The following is a 15,799-nucleotide window of genomic DNA, read 5'->3' as shown; positions in this document are numbered from 1 at the left end:
TCCCCTGCCCGACCGGGGAACAATAGGCCGGGGCCGCGACACCATGAAGGCGGCTGGTAAATGCAGAACGTGGCGCGGTCCCACAGGCGTAGGGGCCGCGCCGATAAAACAGGGAGTGTTCCAAGTGAAAATATCTGAACAGCAACGCCAACACCTCATCAGGTCACGCAAAGATGCGGACATGACGTTCTGCGAACTGAACCAAATAACCGGCCTCAAGCCGAGTGAACTCAGCATGATAGAGAGTGGGCACATGGACTGCGACCAAGAGGCGTACAAGCTGATTTGTGATGCGCTTGGGGTTGAAGCGATTGAATCGTCACAAAAGAACGTCACCAACGTCCCAACATCAAAAGAGCACTCACCGCATGTTTCAGGTGAAGCAATATGCCTGAGCTGCAAGCATGAATGGGTTGCCGTCGTGCCTGTCGGCACAACGTGGCTGAAATGCCCCAACTGCGGTTTACTCAAAGGGACGGGGAAATATCCCGTTGTCCCAGAAATGCATTGGCTGTGCACATGCGGAACGCCCATATTTTATATCACGCAGAAAGGCGCAATATGTCCCATGTGTGGAACGATACAGGCATGGTGACCACAATGGAAAGAACAACACTCGAAGACCTTTGACGGCCGCTTAAATCTACTGATGAGGAGTGAATCCTATGCAAAAGAAGAACAATCACATCGAAAAAACAGGTCTGCCCGCTTGCCCTGAATGCGTCGACGCGGCCAACCAGGGGACACAAATTATCGTCAACACCTGCCACGCCCCGGAAAGACTCCCTGAAGGCTGGAATATTGTAAAAATCGACGACAACGAGCCGAGCAATGTGGAATCCTAATATTCCACCACAAACCTCTCCGCATCCCGATAGAGCAAGAGCGTTGGGGTATGGAAATAGGCTTTTCCCGTCAATGATGCACAGGATCACTCTTTCTTCAGACGAATATTCTTTGGCTCTCACAAAGAATGTCCTGGTCATCAATGAAATATTTGGGATCATGAGAGGTGACTCTTTGCACATAACAGAAGGTCCACCTCTACGCGGTTTATCTGGACGCAGTTTTTTTGCCTATGCAATGAGGAAAGTGACTGGAGAACATATAAAAGATGGATGCGCCGTCATTATCATTTACAAAATATCTCCCCATGATCCTGAGCCTTGGTATTCAAAGCAGGCTATTGAAGAGGCTTTGCACAGAACCAATAAGGACACAGTATGAACACCACCATTGCCGGAACCGTAACCATACAGGCTCAACAGAGTATGCCTCCACAGGCCATGACCAGGTTGAAAAACCAGGTCTCCGAATCTGACTGACGCGGCCGGCAAAGGAAAGCCCCGACCATGTGCATAAGCGGTCGCACGTGGTCGGGAAGCTCCGAGGAAAGACAAGGAGAAAGCATGCTCCACAGAATCATATCAAGTCGACCGGCCACAATGATTGCTCCTGGTTGGACGCAGATACAAAGCCCCAATCCGAGACATCAGGCTGCCGCTCGCAAAAACAATGTCTTTGCCCTGGCGTCTCTTGATCTTTCCGAAATCGGGAATGTCGAATGGCTCCATGTCTCGTTTTCGCGCCGCAATATGGTGAAAATATCCTTTCGAGACCTCATGCGTTGGAAAAATGAATGGTTCGGTGAAGAAACCGAAGCCATCCAGGTCTTCCCCAAAGTGTCAGAGATGGTGGACATGGGGAATATCTATCACCTCTGGGCTCCGGTGGGGAGGAATTGAACCATGGATACAATCACTCGGACTCCCATAGTTATAAGACAAACAGAGCGCATCTGTGCTGTTTGCGGAAAACAGTTCAGAATCAACAGCTGGGGACAGCTAACATGCTCCCCCAAGTGCATGAGAATTCTCAGAGCACAACGACAACAACACGCTATTATAAAAGACAAAAAGCAAAGAATGGCTCCGACATCCTTTGAACGACTCGATCAAATACGCGTCGATTGCGTTGGATGTTGCACAGATTCCCAGAAATCGCCGCTTGATTGCGGGTGGAAGCATGATGGTGTTTGGGTCGAGCCAATAGAAGCCCCCTCGAAAAAGGAAATCAGACCCCAAATTTGGGACGTATTCGGCCGCATACTTGAAGAACATTTCGAGCTGTGGACGGAACTTTCAAAGAAGTGATCCAATGCCAAGTCTAAAAAAGATGCAGAAATGGTGACGACAATGGAACGAACGATACTCGAAGACCTCGGGCAGACGCTCACCGCACAAGAAGTGGCAAAGCGCTTGCGGCGTGATGTGTCATGGGTGTATCGGCATAAACACGCGCTTGGCGGCGTCCAGTTCGGCGGGTCTCGTGGAGCCGTCGTGTTCTTTGAGGAAAAATTCAGAGAATACACGGAGAAGGCTTATGCCTTACAGGATGCAAAGCGGAAAGTGGAGAGCGGAAAAAGTCATCGATGGGATGCGAAAAACAAAAACATTCGAAACCAAAGAGAAGGCAAAAAAATGGGAGGCGTCCCAAAAGGTCGAGGATTGGAACGCCCCGAAAATCCAGATCGTCACGGTCTTGGAATGGTTTAACAGGTACTTGGATGCAGTACAAGCAACCGGGTACGCACAGACTACCTACAAGCGGAAAATCAGGGCTGCGAAACTTCTCATATCCCACACTGGCGAAAAAATGAATGCGGAGGATATGACTCCGGCAATCGCAATGGAAGTATTAACAAAAAAGGCAAGAGCAATCAGTGGTGGCGCAGCCAACGAGTTGAGGAAGGAACTCGCGGCAGCATGGTCGTGGGGAGTTAAATACCTTGGTTTTCCGAAAGACAACCCTTTCGCCGCGACGGATCGCTTCGGCCATGACGAGCAAAGACGATATGTTCCGAGCGAGACCGATTTCTGGAAAGTTGTTGGCGTCTCCAAGAAGGATCAACGGGATATGCTCCTGACGATTCTTTACACAGCAGCAAGACGCGGCGAGGTTTTTCGACTTACATGGTCGGACATCGACATCGATGCTAGAACAGTTCGACTCGGGACGCGAAAGCGCCAAGGAGGGTCAATGGAATACGACCATATCCCCATGGTTGAACCGCTGGCCGAAGTGTTTGGCCATATGGAGAAGGCCGGAATCTACCTGTTCACACAGAAAAACGGACAGCCGTACACGACAAGAGCGCCCATGATGGGAACTCTTTGCCGGAAGGCGAATGTGAAGCCTTTTGGTTTCCATGCGATCCGGCACCTGTCCGCGTCTATCATGGCGAAGGCAGGAGTATCGTTGCCCGTAATTCAGGGAGTTTTACGCCACAAGAACGCACTCACAACAACGCGGTACATCAGGTCTTTGGGCGTCGTGAAAAACGAAATCGAGGCCGCTTTCTCGACGTCAAAGGGTCGTCAAAAATCCGTCTTCGAAATGAAGTCCCACATAAAATCCCACAGGGGATAGCTATCATCCCCTGAAGACAGCGGCAATTAGCTGACATGACAGGCGAAATAGAGTTACTAGCGAACGAGCTAACGCCCCACGCGGGGGCGACGGTGGATTAAGACCGTTCATCACTCCTCGAAAACGTCATCTACTGAGTGAACATTCATCGCAATATTGTTTGAAAATTATCATTTAAGACTCATAACTCAATTGTCTTTTGGGATATATGAACACATATTAAACGCGTATTACCATGGTCATCGTACAATTTTTTCGTGAACGTATCCCGATCACTTGATGATGTGTAACACTATCCAGCAAAGTGGAGTTCCCTTGAGGGTACTATGGCGAAGTATGCTTGACTTTTTCAATCGATCCACCGATACGATATTGCATTTCCGGCGTTGTTTGCGTGTACCCGATGTCTTTCCGTGCGCTTTCAATGCCAGTCCAACCCCCACAAACCAAAGGACAGCACATCATGAACGTCAAAGACGCCATTGCCGCACGCCATAGCGTTCGGGCTTTCAGCACAGCACCATTAACAGACACCGAACTGAAAGAACTGCTGGAAGCTGGACGCAATGCCCCGTCCAGCCTGAATTCTCAACCCTGGCGTTTCAAAGTCGTTACCGATCCGGCCGATCTGGCGTGGTTCGGCACCAGCGAAGCGACTCGGAAACAAGGTTGGTTATCGGGATCTGCTGCCATTATTATTTGTTGTGCCGATCTTGACACGTATGTGAAGGATTCCCAGTCTGCCGCTTTTTTCTATCGTGAGAACGATATCATTCAAGGGGAAACCATGGATGGTATCGATGCCTATGTGAAGCGTGAAGCCACAGCCGAAGAACAAGCCAAATTCGGCGCCTGCGCCATGAATGTCGGTCTCGCGGTCTCGTTTATGATGCTGCGCGCAACAGAAATGGGACTTGGGACATGTTGGATCGGCATGTTCGATGAAGCCAACATCAAAGCGCGTTTCGGACTGCCTGCCGGCATGCGCATTGTCAACCTGCTGGCAGTTGGTCACCCGGATGAAAAAGAAATTTTTCCCAAAAAACGCAAATCCATGGACGATATCGTCATAGCCTAATACTCTCAGTATCCGACGAGAGCGTCTCTCAACCGAAAATTATAACGGCCGGACGGAGTTGTCCGGCCGTACCCACTCCTCTTTAGGCCTCTGGACTCACCGTTACGACAGGTACGAAAGCATTTTTTACAATCATCTCGGCCGTACTCCCAAGTTCTTTGGTCATGCCCTTTTTGTCTTGCCCATGCCCACGCGTAGTCAAAACAATCATCTGCGCATTTTCCTTTTTAACACTCGCCAAAATTTCTTCCACAGGATCTCCTTGAAGAAGACGAATTCTCACATTGGGACATGCCTTGAGTTCACGTTCACACAAACCCTCCAGTTTGGTCTTCGCTTGCTCCACTTCCCAACTCTGAAATTCCTGTACAATATTGCGGCTGGGGTAATTCCCATAGGCAGGAAAATAATTGCACAAATCAATAGCAACATAGAGCACAACAACATTGGCCCCATACTTTTGAGACAATGACAACACATGCGGTGCAGCCTGCAGAGAAACCGAAGACAAGTCTGTCGGCCAAAGAATCGTTTTCACGTCCATATCCATCTCCTTGGTATTATACCGTTGGTAAGGACCGGCACAGAAATAATATCTGAATAACATTCTTTGAACTCAAGAACAACACACTCACAATATCTTATTGGCTTCATTTAAATTATTCTTACAGACACACTCTATCGATTCCGTGAGAGAAATCGTCTCTGATTCCTTTTGACCTGATGCACTGACATCCGTAGTATCAGGGCCATGGACAATCTCGACGTCAACGCGCTGTTTTTAGGCCCAAAATCAGAAAATCATGATTTTTTCAAACGATTGCTCGATTTTCTCATGGATGAACATATCCATTGGCGTCGTAACTTTCACCCCGATGACGCGCCGTTCGTCACGCTGCCCAAAAAACGCACCGAATTTTTCATGCAGTCTCAAGACAGGACCGAAGAAGTACTTTTGGAACTGTCCTCACGCCTGAAAGCGAAGTCCATGCCATGGTTTTCACCACGCTATCTCGGACACATGAACAGTGACCTTCTGATTCCCGCGGTCCTCGGTTCCATGGCGACCATCCTCTATAACCCGAATAACTGTGCCTTCGAAGGCTCTCCGGCCACGACCGATCTCGAACTCGAAGTCGGTCGACAACTTGCCGCTATGATCGGCTACTCGGCAAACTCCGCTTGGGGACACATCACCTCCGGCGGTACGGTTGCGAATATTGAAGCGCTCTGGAGTGCCCGAAATGCCAAGTCGCTTCCACTGGCCGCGCGCGAAGTCGCCCCCGATCTCGTGACCGACTGGTCCAATCACATGCTACGCCACGCGAGCATGACAGCCATTCTTGATCTCGTTTCAGCTTTACGCGAAGCGGGAAAACTCCATGATGCATTACAGCGAAGTATACGTGCCAAGGGCATAACCCAATTAGGGCCCACTCGCGTTTTCGTACCGCAAACCCGGCACTATTGTTGGGAAAAGGCAATGGATATTCTCGGCATGGGATCGGATGCACTGGTTCATATACCGGTACGATCCGACTTTCGCATGGATGTCAATGCATTAGCCGCCCAGCTTGAAGAGTGTTTGCATCGTGATATTCCTGTTTTGGCCGTTGTTGCCGTTGTCGGAACCACCGAAGAAGGCGCCATTGATGAAATCCATCATATTGCTGCACTTAAAAAAGCATACGAGGCCAAAGGTCTTGGCTTTTTTCTCCATATCGACGCGGCATACGGTGGATATGGACGCACATTTTTCCTCGACAAAAACAATACCTTCATGACGCATGAGGCGGTTTGTGCCATGAATGAAACAGAGATGGACATTCGACTGTATGATGAATGGCCGGATAATGAAGTGCACCGCGCCTACGAAGCCATGCCCGAAGCCGATGCCGTTACGATCGATTCCCATAAAATGGGGTATGTTCCCTATGCGGCTGGTGCCATTGTCCACAAAGATAAACGCATTCTCGATTGTGTCGGCTATCATGCGCCTTACACCGCATCAGGAGATGAAGACAATCAACTTGGAAATTTCATTCTTGAAGGATCAAAAGCCGGTGCTGCAGCCGCAGCAGTTTGGGCGGCGCACAAAGCCGTTCCATTGAACGTTTCCGGACATGGTCGCATTGTAGCCCGCAGCCTTGAAGCAGCCGCCACGTTTTACCACAACCTCTCTACCATGCCACCGGTCCATGCCATGGATGGCCATACGTATATTGCTACAGCGCTAACCCGGCCAGATTTCAATATTGTCGCCTTTGCATTCAACCGTGAGGGGAATGCAAACCTGGACACCATGAATGCTATCAACAGACGAGTGTACGATCGTTGTTCCTATGTGGCCGGACCAATATATAAAACCGATTTTATCACTTCGAAAACAAGCCTCGACCACCATGAATACGGCGACTCGACGCTGCCTTTTCTGGAACGTCTCGGCATTGGCGGAAAAGAATGGCAACGCGTTGGAACAGTTTTCGTCTTACGTGCTTGCATCATGACGCCATTTCTAGCCGAAGGAACAACCTATACCGCATATTGGCAACGCTTCTTATCCATTATGGCTTCAATTCTCGGAGAATAGGCTCAAAGTGCGATCATATTCCTCATTCTTGACGAAAACAGTAAATCAATAATTCATTCCCTCCCATGACTGTCGATGTAACAGAATTTTTATCGACTTATTATATGGCGTTTTGACATATACCGGCTGTCATTTCGCCGAATACTCCTGACCAATCCATCGAACTACAAAATTGTAACACAAGTCCTTGACAGCTTCCACAGAACCGATCATTTTATGGCTCCCGTTACACATTGAGACCATGCGCAACGTATTGACGTCTCGAAGGAGTATTTCATGCTACAATCTTTACACTTTCGTCTAGCCGCAACAATGCTCAGCGCGCTGGTCCTTGTCACGTTGGCCGCCAACGGACTCTATAGTATTGAATTAGGAAGCCTTGGGAAGGATGTCCACCAAGCCGTTATTTCGACAAATCCTGATGCAGTCCAAGCGGCACGGGCCGCCTCACAGTTAATTGAAAAAGAAACTTCCTCCATTGTTTTCAATTCCATTTTGTTGAGTCTCGCCATCGTTGGTATTGCTGCCGTCGGACTTGGGCTCCTGATCCGTTCCAATTTACTGAAACCGCTGGAACAATTGACAGCTTTTGCTACGGACGTTGCTGAAGGAAACCTGGAAAGCCGCGTTACCGGTCACTTCATCGGACGGTTGGCCATGCTGAAAACAGCCTTGGAGACAATGTTGGACGGCATGAAACAGGCGCTGAATGAAGCCGAACGCAAAGCGAACGAAGCCGAGCGTAATTCCAATCAAGCCCGCGAAGCCGCAGCCATGGCGGACAAGACACAGCGGAAAGACGAAGTACGTCGCGAAGGCATGCTGGCGGCAGGCGAAACTCTGGAAAACGTGGCTTCATCGATTAAAAACGCCACAAGAGAACTCAAAACCGAAGCGCAAGGTGTCAGCCAGGGAGCAGAGATCCAATCCGAAGTCATCGGCGAAACGGCCGACTCGGTCGACTCCATGCTGTCCTCGATTTTCAATGTTGCGCAATTAGCAACCGACGCAGCTCAGGCAGCGAAAGATGCCAAAGACAAGGCGGAGAATGGTTCCAGCGTCGTCCTGCGCTCCGTCGATTCCATCAATCAAGTCCGTTCGCTCACGGAATCACTTAAGGTAAATATGTCCGAACTGGGCAAGCAGGCCGAGTCCATCGGTCAAGTCATGACCGTGATTTCGGATATTGCGGACCAAACAAACCTACTCGCCCTGAATGCAGCCATTGAAGCCGCTCGAGCTGGTGATGCCGGACGAGGCTTTGCCGTGGTTGCCGATGAAGTCCGGAAACTCGCCGAAAAGACCATGTCCGCCACTCACGAAGTCGGCCGTGCCATTCAAGGAATTCAGCAAGGTGCGTTCGATAATATAAAAAACATGGACGAAGCAGCCAATGCCGTTGCAGAAGCCACCGACCTGGCCGGAGAATCCCGGGAAGCACTGACGGAAATCGTCAGCCTGTCCGATAATGCATCCGATCGAGTTCTTGCCATTGCCCAGGCCTCGGACGAACAGGTCACAGCCAGTGAACGCATTAAAAATGCCATTGATCGTATCAGCGAGGTTTCTTCAGAGACGGCAGAAGGTATGTTGCGCTCTACCCAAACAATCGATCAACTCGGCCATGAAATCGAAGAATTGATCAAACTCAATGGCGTCTTCAAACTCATTGGTCAGGGCACAGCACAAGATGCCGTCGAAGAGCTGGCTCTGCATCCCGATACGATCTCCATGCAACGCCAACCCGTAGAACGATTGATGCGGCACGCCTTGTCCGAACACCATTTCATGGAATTGCTCTATGCGACGGATGCTAAAGGCATACAATTCACGGAAAATATCGGAACTGCTCATGCTTCATCAGCTCCTGCCAAGTCTGTTCTCGGATCAAATTGGACGACACGCCCCTGGTTCCGCGGTGTCATGGAGAATGAAGACACCTACATTTCCCCGATTTACGAATCCCAGGCATCGGGAGAATATTGTCTAACCATTGCGACGCCTATCGTCGTAGACCAAAAAATTCTTGGCGTTTTCGCAGCCGATATTAAAGTATTTGGATAAACAGCTATCGAAATGCAAAGGCCGGATTCAAACGAACCCGGCCTTTGTTCTTGAGAAATAAAGAATAAAGAACCTACCCGACCAGCCACTCCACGACTTCTTGAACTAATTCCAGCGGAACATCTTCACGGACTTCGACCACGCCGATATGGGAAGCCAAAATGTACCGCAATGTGTCGGTACCAGCTTTCTTATCGGCATTCATGGCTTCCATAAAGCGATCCACGTCAAGATGAAGTCGCTTGTCGGCCAGTCCGAAGCGGCTCAGGAGAGCATGATGCATTTCATACTCTTCATCCGACAAGATTCCCATTTTGTTGGATAGCAATCCGGCAGCTTTCATACCATAAGCAACAGCCTCACCATGGGAAAGCGCAAAGTCGGTGATCTCTTCCAATGCGTGACCGAATGTGTGTCCATAGTTGAGCAAGGCACGAATACCAGTCGTTTCTCGCTCATCTTCAGCAACAACTTCGGACTTGATATGGCAACACCAGGCAATGACCTTCGGCATTATTTCATCATCAAGGGCCAGGATTGCATCGGCATTTTCCATAAGAAAACCATAAAGCTCAGCATCTGCCATAAGAGCATATTTACAGACCTCGCCCAATCCGCTCTTCACTTCGCGTTCGGGGAGGCTCTTCAATACGCTCACATCGAGATAGACTTGGCGTGGTTGGTTAAACAAACCACAGTAGTTTTTGGTCGAACCGAGATTGACAGCCACTTTACCGCCTACGGACGAATCGACTTGCGAAAGCAGTGTTGTCGGGAATTGAATATAGTCGACACCACGCATATAGCAGCCTGCCGCGAATCCGGAAACGTCCCCAACGACGCCTCCACCTACGGAAACAACGAGATCATGGCGTTTGAGACCAAGAGCCTTGAATTCATGGAGCAACCATTCAAAAGTCGCCAGACACTTGCTTTCCTCGCCCGGCTCAATAACATACATTCCCGCACGAACACCGAATCGGCGTAACTCTTCGACAAGCGGTTCGCCAAAAAGCGGCGCCGTATTCTTGTCGGCAACAACAGCGCAGACCGATCCTTCACCTCGTGCAGCCAGGTCGGCAGCAAGCTGGTCACGAAGTCCCCTGCCGATCAAAATGTCGTAGGAGCGTCCGCCCAGATCTACCCGCAGCTGCTCCATGACCGCGCTTTTTTCGTCGTTGGTCGACGGCATGCCTTCCTCCCTCTCTTCTCAGTACGTTGCCAGTGCGCCATCAATTTTGGCAACACGGGCGGCAAAAATAACTTACGGCAGTGTTTTTTCTACGTCCAGAATACCGCAAGCAATTAGCTTAACTCGGCAATTTGCCCGAGTGCAGCCACCAAATCAGCCACTTCGTCAGGCGTCAGTTGTTGTTCACAATCAGACAAAGCAACTTCCGGATTGGAATGCGCTTCGAACATAATGCCGTCAGCTCCGGCAGCCAATGCTGCACGTGCGACCGGTGCAATAATGTCCTTCCGACCCAAAGAATGACTCACATCCACAATCACCGGAAGCGGTGTCAGATTCTTTAATATGGGCACTGCCGAAATATCCAGTGTATTTCGCGTCTGATTTTCAAAAGTCCGTATGCCACGTTCACACAAAATAACCTGCGTGTTCCCACCTGCATAAACATATTCGGCCGCCAACACAAATTCGTCAATGGTCGCCATGAGGCCCCGTTTGAGAAATACTGGTTTTTGCGACTGTCCCAGTTCTTTCAACAGGGTATAATTGAACATATTTCTGGTGCCGACCTGCAAAATATCAGCGTATTGGCTCACGAGCCCCACATCACGCGCGCTCAAAACCTCCGTGACCATATCCATTTCAAAGGCATCACACGTTTCGCGCATGATACGGAGCCCTTCTTCTTCCAGCCCTTGAAAACTATACGGAGATGTCCGCGGTTTAAAGGCCCCACCACGCAAAATATTGATGCCGAGGCCATGGAGATGTTGAGCGATCGACATCATTTGATCACGGGATTCCACCGCGCAAGGCCCGCCAATAAGGACTTTTCTCTTGCCACCGATAGCAGCATGCGGCGTTGTGACGACAGCATCAGCCATACCTGGCAGACGATTCACTTGCAGGCCCATTTTTTTCTGCAACATCATCACTTCGATCGATACACTGAAGATCTCCCGAAAAATTTTCTTCAGTAAATCGTCCGGAACTGGGCCAGGATTTTTGTCTACAACATTACTGATCATCTCCGCTTCGCGAGCCGCATCAAAATAGGGTAAGCCAAGTGCATCTTTTACACGGCCGATTTGTCCAGCCACGGTAAAGTAATCATTGAGATTCTCGACCAGCGTCTCGTTAACCAGCGTCATACGGGAACGGAGTTCTTCGAGCGTCAGAAGATTGGATTTTTCACTCATTGTCTATCCCTCACAGAACCACGAGCGGTTGATGTTCAATCCAGACAACACCCTTTCCTTTATGCAAGATCATGTGTCTTCATTGTCGTCGGCCATGGCATCGAGATAAGCCTTATAAAATTCGAGTATATGTGGAGGACACCCCGGAATGAAACGAGCTTTTTCCTCGCAACGCTGATGATTAAAAATAAGGTCGCTTGTGCAACTGCCAAAGCACCACATTGGACCTTTACATGACTTGACATTCTTCATGTCGGGCATGGGTTTCCCGATATATACCGTCTGCGGAAGATTGCCGGCCAGTCGACCTTCGGAATGCAGTTTATCCAATGAATGTCGCAAAGCAGATAAACATCCTGTGCACGCCCCGCCTTCAATCGCGTGAATTTCATCATAGGCACCCATGGGACTGACAACGGGCCGTTTGAATGGACGACGAACAGCATCGGGATCGGCGCCTCTGATCTCAATGTCATCAAGGTCAGCCACCCCGAGCTTCTCGGCACGGGCAATACGCAACATGGCCACTTCCATGGGATCAATCCCCATGAGTGATGCCGACACGGTATCGACGGCCACCACATCCTCGCCGCAGACAATCGTGTTCATATGCTCGACCACACTGCCCGACAAAGGCGCCTGCCCCTGCACCGCATAAATGCCGTCAATGACTGTTAAATGCGGTTTGACCACACGCAAGATATCAACAATTTTTACATTGATATCATTACGGTGATAAAACATGCGCTGATCGTCAAGAATGAGTCCATACTGATTCTTAATGCCGAGCGTAACCAGCGTATGCATGTGCGTCTTCATCTTCGGCACATTGATATAGACATCGGCTTCCATCAGCGAAACCGGTAAGACAACCGGATCGAAGATGACTGCCGTGGGGTTGTCGACGGTGATTTTTTCTTCTTCATCAAAAAAGCGTAAGCGAACATTCAGGTGTGCCAACCGGGTTTTAAATTCGCTCATTTGCTCCAAAGCTTGCGCTAAAGGCAGACCGTATCCCGGATTGTCACCCACCCAAATTTCAGCGGCACCAGCATCTTTGATCAATTGAATGAGGCCCATGAGCACCCGTTCATCCGTCACCACCGCATTCGGGTTTTTCGGATTGGGACGAACAAGGTTGGGCTTGAGCAATACCTTTTGCCCAAGCACAAGAAGAGGCAAATCCGTGGTTTGCGCAATGGTTTCGGCAAGCAGTTCCGTGACGATCTTCTGACTTGCCGCTGTAAAATCACCGGGCGTTTCCGGGATGTAGTCCTTATGCCCTATTCCGACAACAGCTTTCGCCATGCCAGCTTGCCTCCGGGGGTTTTTGGAAGTTCTTCAAGAAATTCAATACTTCTCGGGGCTTTGAAACGATGTAGATGTGTCCGACAATGCGCGATGACATCACTCCGATCAAGCTGAGCCCCTGGCCGTTTGACGATAAAAGCTTTAGGTGCCTCTCCACGGAGTGTATCACCATATTTAATGACAGCCACTTCGATAATGTCGGGATGCGCCCGGAGGCATTCTTCAATTTCCGCAGGAAACACTTTCATACCGCCGACTTTCATCATGCTGTTTTTTCGACTTTGAAAAAACAAATAGCCGTCGCTGTCGCGCTTCACGATATCACAGGTATGAAACACTCCACCGGACAAACACGATGCGGTTTCCTCGGGATCATCATAATATGAGGAGATAACCCCCGGACCGGCAACAATGAGTTCACCGGGTTCATTGACGTCGGCTTCACGATTATCTTCAGCCATAACGTGCACATCATAGTAAGGACATGCCCGCCCCATGGTTCCCGGACGGTATGCTTCTCCCGGTCGTGAGGCGACGGCAATGCCTGTGGCTTCGGTTGATCCCCAAACGGGCATCATAATTTTTCCATATTTATCCCGAAACTCGAACACCAGATCCGATGTCGCGAACATGCCTCCGGATTCGGGAATGCGTAAACTCTCCAAGTTGTATCGTTCGGCATGCGGGAGCCGCACCAGAGTCTCATAAATCGAAGCAACCGCCATGAAGGCGGTAACGCGGTGACGGGCAATTTCGCCAGCAATCGATTTGGGAGCTATGGAGTCGATCAAAACGAACGATCCGCCCAGATACAACGGCCGGGCAAACAATTCGTGAGGATGCACAAAGATGGGCATCATACACAAATGCACATCCTCTGCCGTCATGGCAAAACTCTCGATAGACGCGAGAGTATTGTAATGAATGTTCCCTAACGTCGCCACGGCGGCTTTTGGACGACCCGTCGTTCCTGATGTAAAATTATAATACACAGGATCGTCAGCCCCTAAACGAACGCTTGGATCGTCCACTGGGCGTGACATATCCAGGTTGGCAAACGACGGAATGTTTGTCGGTATGCTCTGCGCCGCGGCCACCACACGGGTGTGTGTTCCAAGACAAGCCAGTGCGTTTGCCAACGGCAAAAAATCGGCTTCAGCAACAAGCAACGATGGTTGCAAACGCCGAACGATTTCTTCGGATACGGAACGAGGTTGGAGGCAATCCACAGGGAAAAAGACGGCACCGATAAGTGTCGCCGCAAGAAAACACTCGATAGCGCATGGATTCTTTCCAGCCAAGACGCCAATGCAATCGCCCTTTTGTATGCCGATATCGCGAAACAATGCGGCGATAGCGCGGACGCGCACAGCAAGTTCTCCATGGCTGACGACACGATTCTGCGAAAAGATTGCCGGTCGGTCTCCAAATTGAACTTCATTTCGGGAAAGCATCTGGCCATAATCTTCCAGAGGCACCATGTCGTTTTGCAACCGGGGAAATGCAATATGTGTCATGATGTAGGATCGACCGACTGACGGTCACAGGTTTCAAATGCACGGATGAGATGATCGTATTGTCGCATCTGCTCCTCCAAAAAGCCCATCTCTCCTTCAAATGTATAGGCGACATGGGGACAAACCATAAAACAATACAGGCAGCCAAGGCAGGGATCGTCTTCGGTCTTATTCCGTGGATCATTGCCGAGCGGGCAGTACTTGAGACATTGTCCGCAATTCGTACAGCGCGCCGGATCATAGACTAAACGCTCAAGACGCATATCCTGACTAATAAAGACATCCTGACGAAGTCCCAACGCAACCATAAACTTGCCGAAAAGTGCCGTATCGGCCATTGCTTTTACGAAAGGAGCGTTACGCACCGCCATGAAATACTTCTGACGCCGTGGATGATGGATAAAAGCGGCCAATCGCCCCGGTTGAGGAGGGGCAAACGGCCTGGACACCGCAGAGACATCAACTGACTCCGCCGTGTGTCGTTTTTCCTCATCAAGCTGTCCGCGCTTTTCGGCTTCAGCCAAAACCGGCACAGCCTGCGGGTCAAACTGCATGATACGAGCCAAAACCCAATCGATGACAAACGGATCGGTTCCAATAATAAGACTATCCAACACGACTGGAGTGCCGCGCGTTGGTCCCAAACCTTCCATAGCGACAAGGGCATCAACGATATGCAGATGCGGACGCACCGCCACGTTTATATTACAAATATTGGCAGCCAGGCTTTGATGTGTTTTCTTTTTGCTCTCTTGCCCCACGAGACAGCCAACGAGATTTTTGAGGCAACCGCTCATCAGTGCTTCACTATGGGTCTTTAATTTCGGCACATTGACGAAAAAATCCGATTCCAGACATGGAGCAGCCACCATGGCCGTTTCCCCTTGCTCAAAATCAATGGGACGTCCTGGCGCATAATTGAAGTCGATAAGCTCGACATCGAAATGTCGGGCCAATCGATCAACCATCAAGCGTTCAATAACGCCGATTTTGGCCCGATAGTAGCCCGAATTTGTGCCCTCACCGAGGGTGATATGTCGATAGCCTCGGGCTTTGAGATAGCCTATGATAGCGGCAAGAAGTCGTAGGTCCGTCGTATTGCCCGTCAGGGCATTCATATTAGCGTTGAGATTGGGTTTGACGAGAATACGTGCGCCGCTGTCCGATGGCCAGATATTGAATTGGTCCAACGATTCGAACAAACGCTGACGCAAAGAAGAAAAATGGTAATCGCGCAAAATAACCGGCGAGAACTGCAGTGGCATGGTAATGTCTCGATTCTCCAGGTTCTTCAAGTCACAATCCTACGGCAAGGGATCGGTACAGAAAGGGATATCACTTTACAGCGTCATCCTGTGAAGTCTCTCATTCAGTTCTTTCATCTTCTCTGACTCGAACCAACACATTGTAGGCGGTATG

General features: G+C 49.9%; 14 protein-coding genes. 8 read left to right on the top strand and 6 right to left on the bottom strand.

The annotated features are described in order from the left end of the window. The first annotated feature begins 124 nt into the window (after positions 1-124). The 6 genes from G451_RS32860 (at position 125) to G451_RS0114245 (ending at position 4,507) form a co-directional block, all read left to right on the top strand. Positions 125-595: a helix-turn-helix domain-containing protein gene (locus G451_RS32860; protein ID WP_051261517.1), complete on the top strand. Its 471-nt coding sequence runs from the start codon at positions 125-127 to the stop codon at positions 593-595. Positions 596-665: 70 nt separating this feature from the next. Next, positions 666-845, top strand: a complete 180-nt coding sequence (locus tag G451_RS0114280) for a hypothetical protein (protein ID WP_027184793.1) — start codon at positions 666-668, stop codon at positions 843-845. Then, positions 832-1,227 carry a hypothetical protein gene (locus tag G451_RS0114275; protein ID WP_027184792.1) on the top strand — a complete coding sequence of 132 codons (396 nt, stop codon included), beginning with the start codon at positions 832-834 and terminating at the stop codon, positions 1,225-1,227. The genes G451_RS0114280 and G451_RS0114275 overlap by 14 nt, the downstream gene beginning before the upstream one ends. A gap of 182 nt (positions 1,228-1,409) precedes the next feature. Further along, positions 1,410-1,745 carry a DUF7694 domain-containing protein gene (locus tag G451_RS0114265; RefSeq protein WP_027184791.1) on the top strand — a complete coding sequence of 112 codons (336 nt, stop codon included), beginning with the start codon at positions 1,410-1,412 and terminating at the stop codon, positions 1,743-1,745. Positions 1,746-2,346: 601 nt separating this feature from the next. Then, positions 2,347-3,429: a tyrosine-type recombinase/integrase gene (locus tag G451_RS0114250; RefSeq protein WP_169727884.1), complete on the top strand. Its 1,083-nt coding sequence runs from the start codon at positions 2,347-2,349 to the stop codon at positions 3,427-3,429. Positions 3,430-3,892: 463 nt separating this feature from the next. After that, positions 3,893-4,507, top strand: coding sequence for a nitroreductase family protein (locus tag G451_RS0114245; RefSeq protein WP_034642342.1), 615 nt, complete (start codon positions 3,893-3,895; stop codon positions 4,505-4,507). An 82-nt stretch (positions 4,508-4,589) separates the two neighbouring features. On the opposite strand, the gene G451_RS0114240 is transcribed toward G451_RS0114245, so the two are convergent. Then, on the bottom strand, positions 4,590-5,051 hold the full coding sequence (locus tag G451_RS0114240; RefSeq protein WP_027184786.1) for a universal stress protein: 462 nt from the start codon (positions 5,049-5,051) through the stop codon (positions 4,590-4,592). Positions 5,052-5,258: 207 nt separating this feature from the next. On the opposite strand from G451_RS0114240, the gene G451_RS0114235 reads away from it, so the two are divergent. Both G451_RS0114235 and G451_RS29530 read left to right on the top strand, forming a co-directional pair. Next, positions 5,259-7,097: a pyridoxal phosphate-dependent decarboxylase family protein gene (locus G451_RS0114235; protein ID WP_034642340.1), complete on the top strand. Its 1,839-nt coding sequence runs from the start codon at positions 5,259-5,261 to the stop codon at positions 7,095-7,097. Positions 7,098-7,373: 276 nt separating this feature from the next. After that, positions 7,374-9,161 carry a methyl-accepting chemotaxis protein gene (locus tag G451_RS29530; protein WP_051261516.1) on the top strand — a complete coding sequence of 596 codons (1,788 nt, stop codon included), beginning with the start codon at positions 7,374-7,376 and terminating at the stop codon, positions 9,159-9,161. 73 nt (positions 9,162-9,234) lie between these two features. Here the strand turns inward: G451_RS29530 and aroB are convergent, their stop codons facing one another. The 5 genes from aroB to G451_RS29520 form a co-directional block, all read right to left on the bottom strand. Beyond that, on the bottom strand, positions 9,235-10,353 hold the full coding sequence (gene aroB / locus G451_RS0114225; RefSeq protein ID WP_051261515.1) for a 3-dehydroquinate synthase: 1,119 nt from the start codon (positions 10,351-10,353) through the stop codon (positions 9,235-9,237). 113 nt (positions 10,354-10,466) lie between these two features. After that, positions 10,467-11,552: a bifunctional 3-deoxy-7-phosphoheptulonate synthase/chorismate mutase gene (locus tag G451_RS0114220; protein ID WP_027184783.1), complete on the bottom strand. Its 1,086-nt coding sequence runs from the start codon at positions 11,550-11,552 to the stop codon at positions 10,467-10,469. A 69-nt stretch (positions 11,553-11,621) separates the two neighbouring features. Next, positions 11,622-12,860: a DUF362 domain-containing protein gene (locus tag G451_RS29525; protein WP_051261514.1), complete on the bottom strand. Its 1,239-nt coding sequence runs from the start codon at positions 12,858-12,860 to the stop codon at positions 11,622-11,624. After that, entirely contained in the window at positions 12,836-14,380 is a 1,545-nt protein-coding gene (locus G451_RS0114210; protein WP_051261513.1) for a class I adenylate-forming enzyme family protein, read from the bottom strand. Before G451_RS0114210 ends, G451_RS29525 begins: the two co-directional genes overlap by 25 nt. After that, on the bottom strand, positions 14,377-15,645 hold the full coding sequence (locus G451_RS29520) for a DUF362 domain-containing protein (protein ID WP_051261512.1): 1,269 nt from the start codon (positions 15,643-15,645) through the stop codon (positions 14,377-14,379). Before G451_RS29520 ends, G451_RS0114210 begins: the two co-directional genes overlap by 4 nt. Between the last annotated feature and the right edge of the window lie 154 nt (positions 15,646-15,799).

Source organism: Desulfovibrio inopinatus DSM 10711 (assembly GCF_000429305.1).
GTDB classification, from domain to species: domain Bacteria; phylum Desulfobacterota; class Desulfovibrionia; order Desulfovibrionales; family Desulfovibrionaceae; genus Alteridesulfovibrio; species Alteridesulfovibrio inopinatus.
The sequence above is the reverse complement of the archived record's forward strand: the minus strand, read 5'-3'. Positions and strand labels throughout refer to the sequence as shown.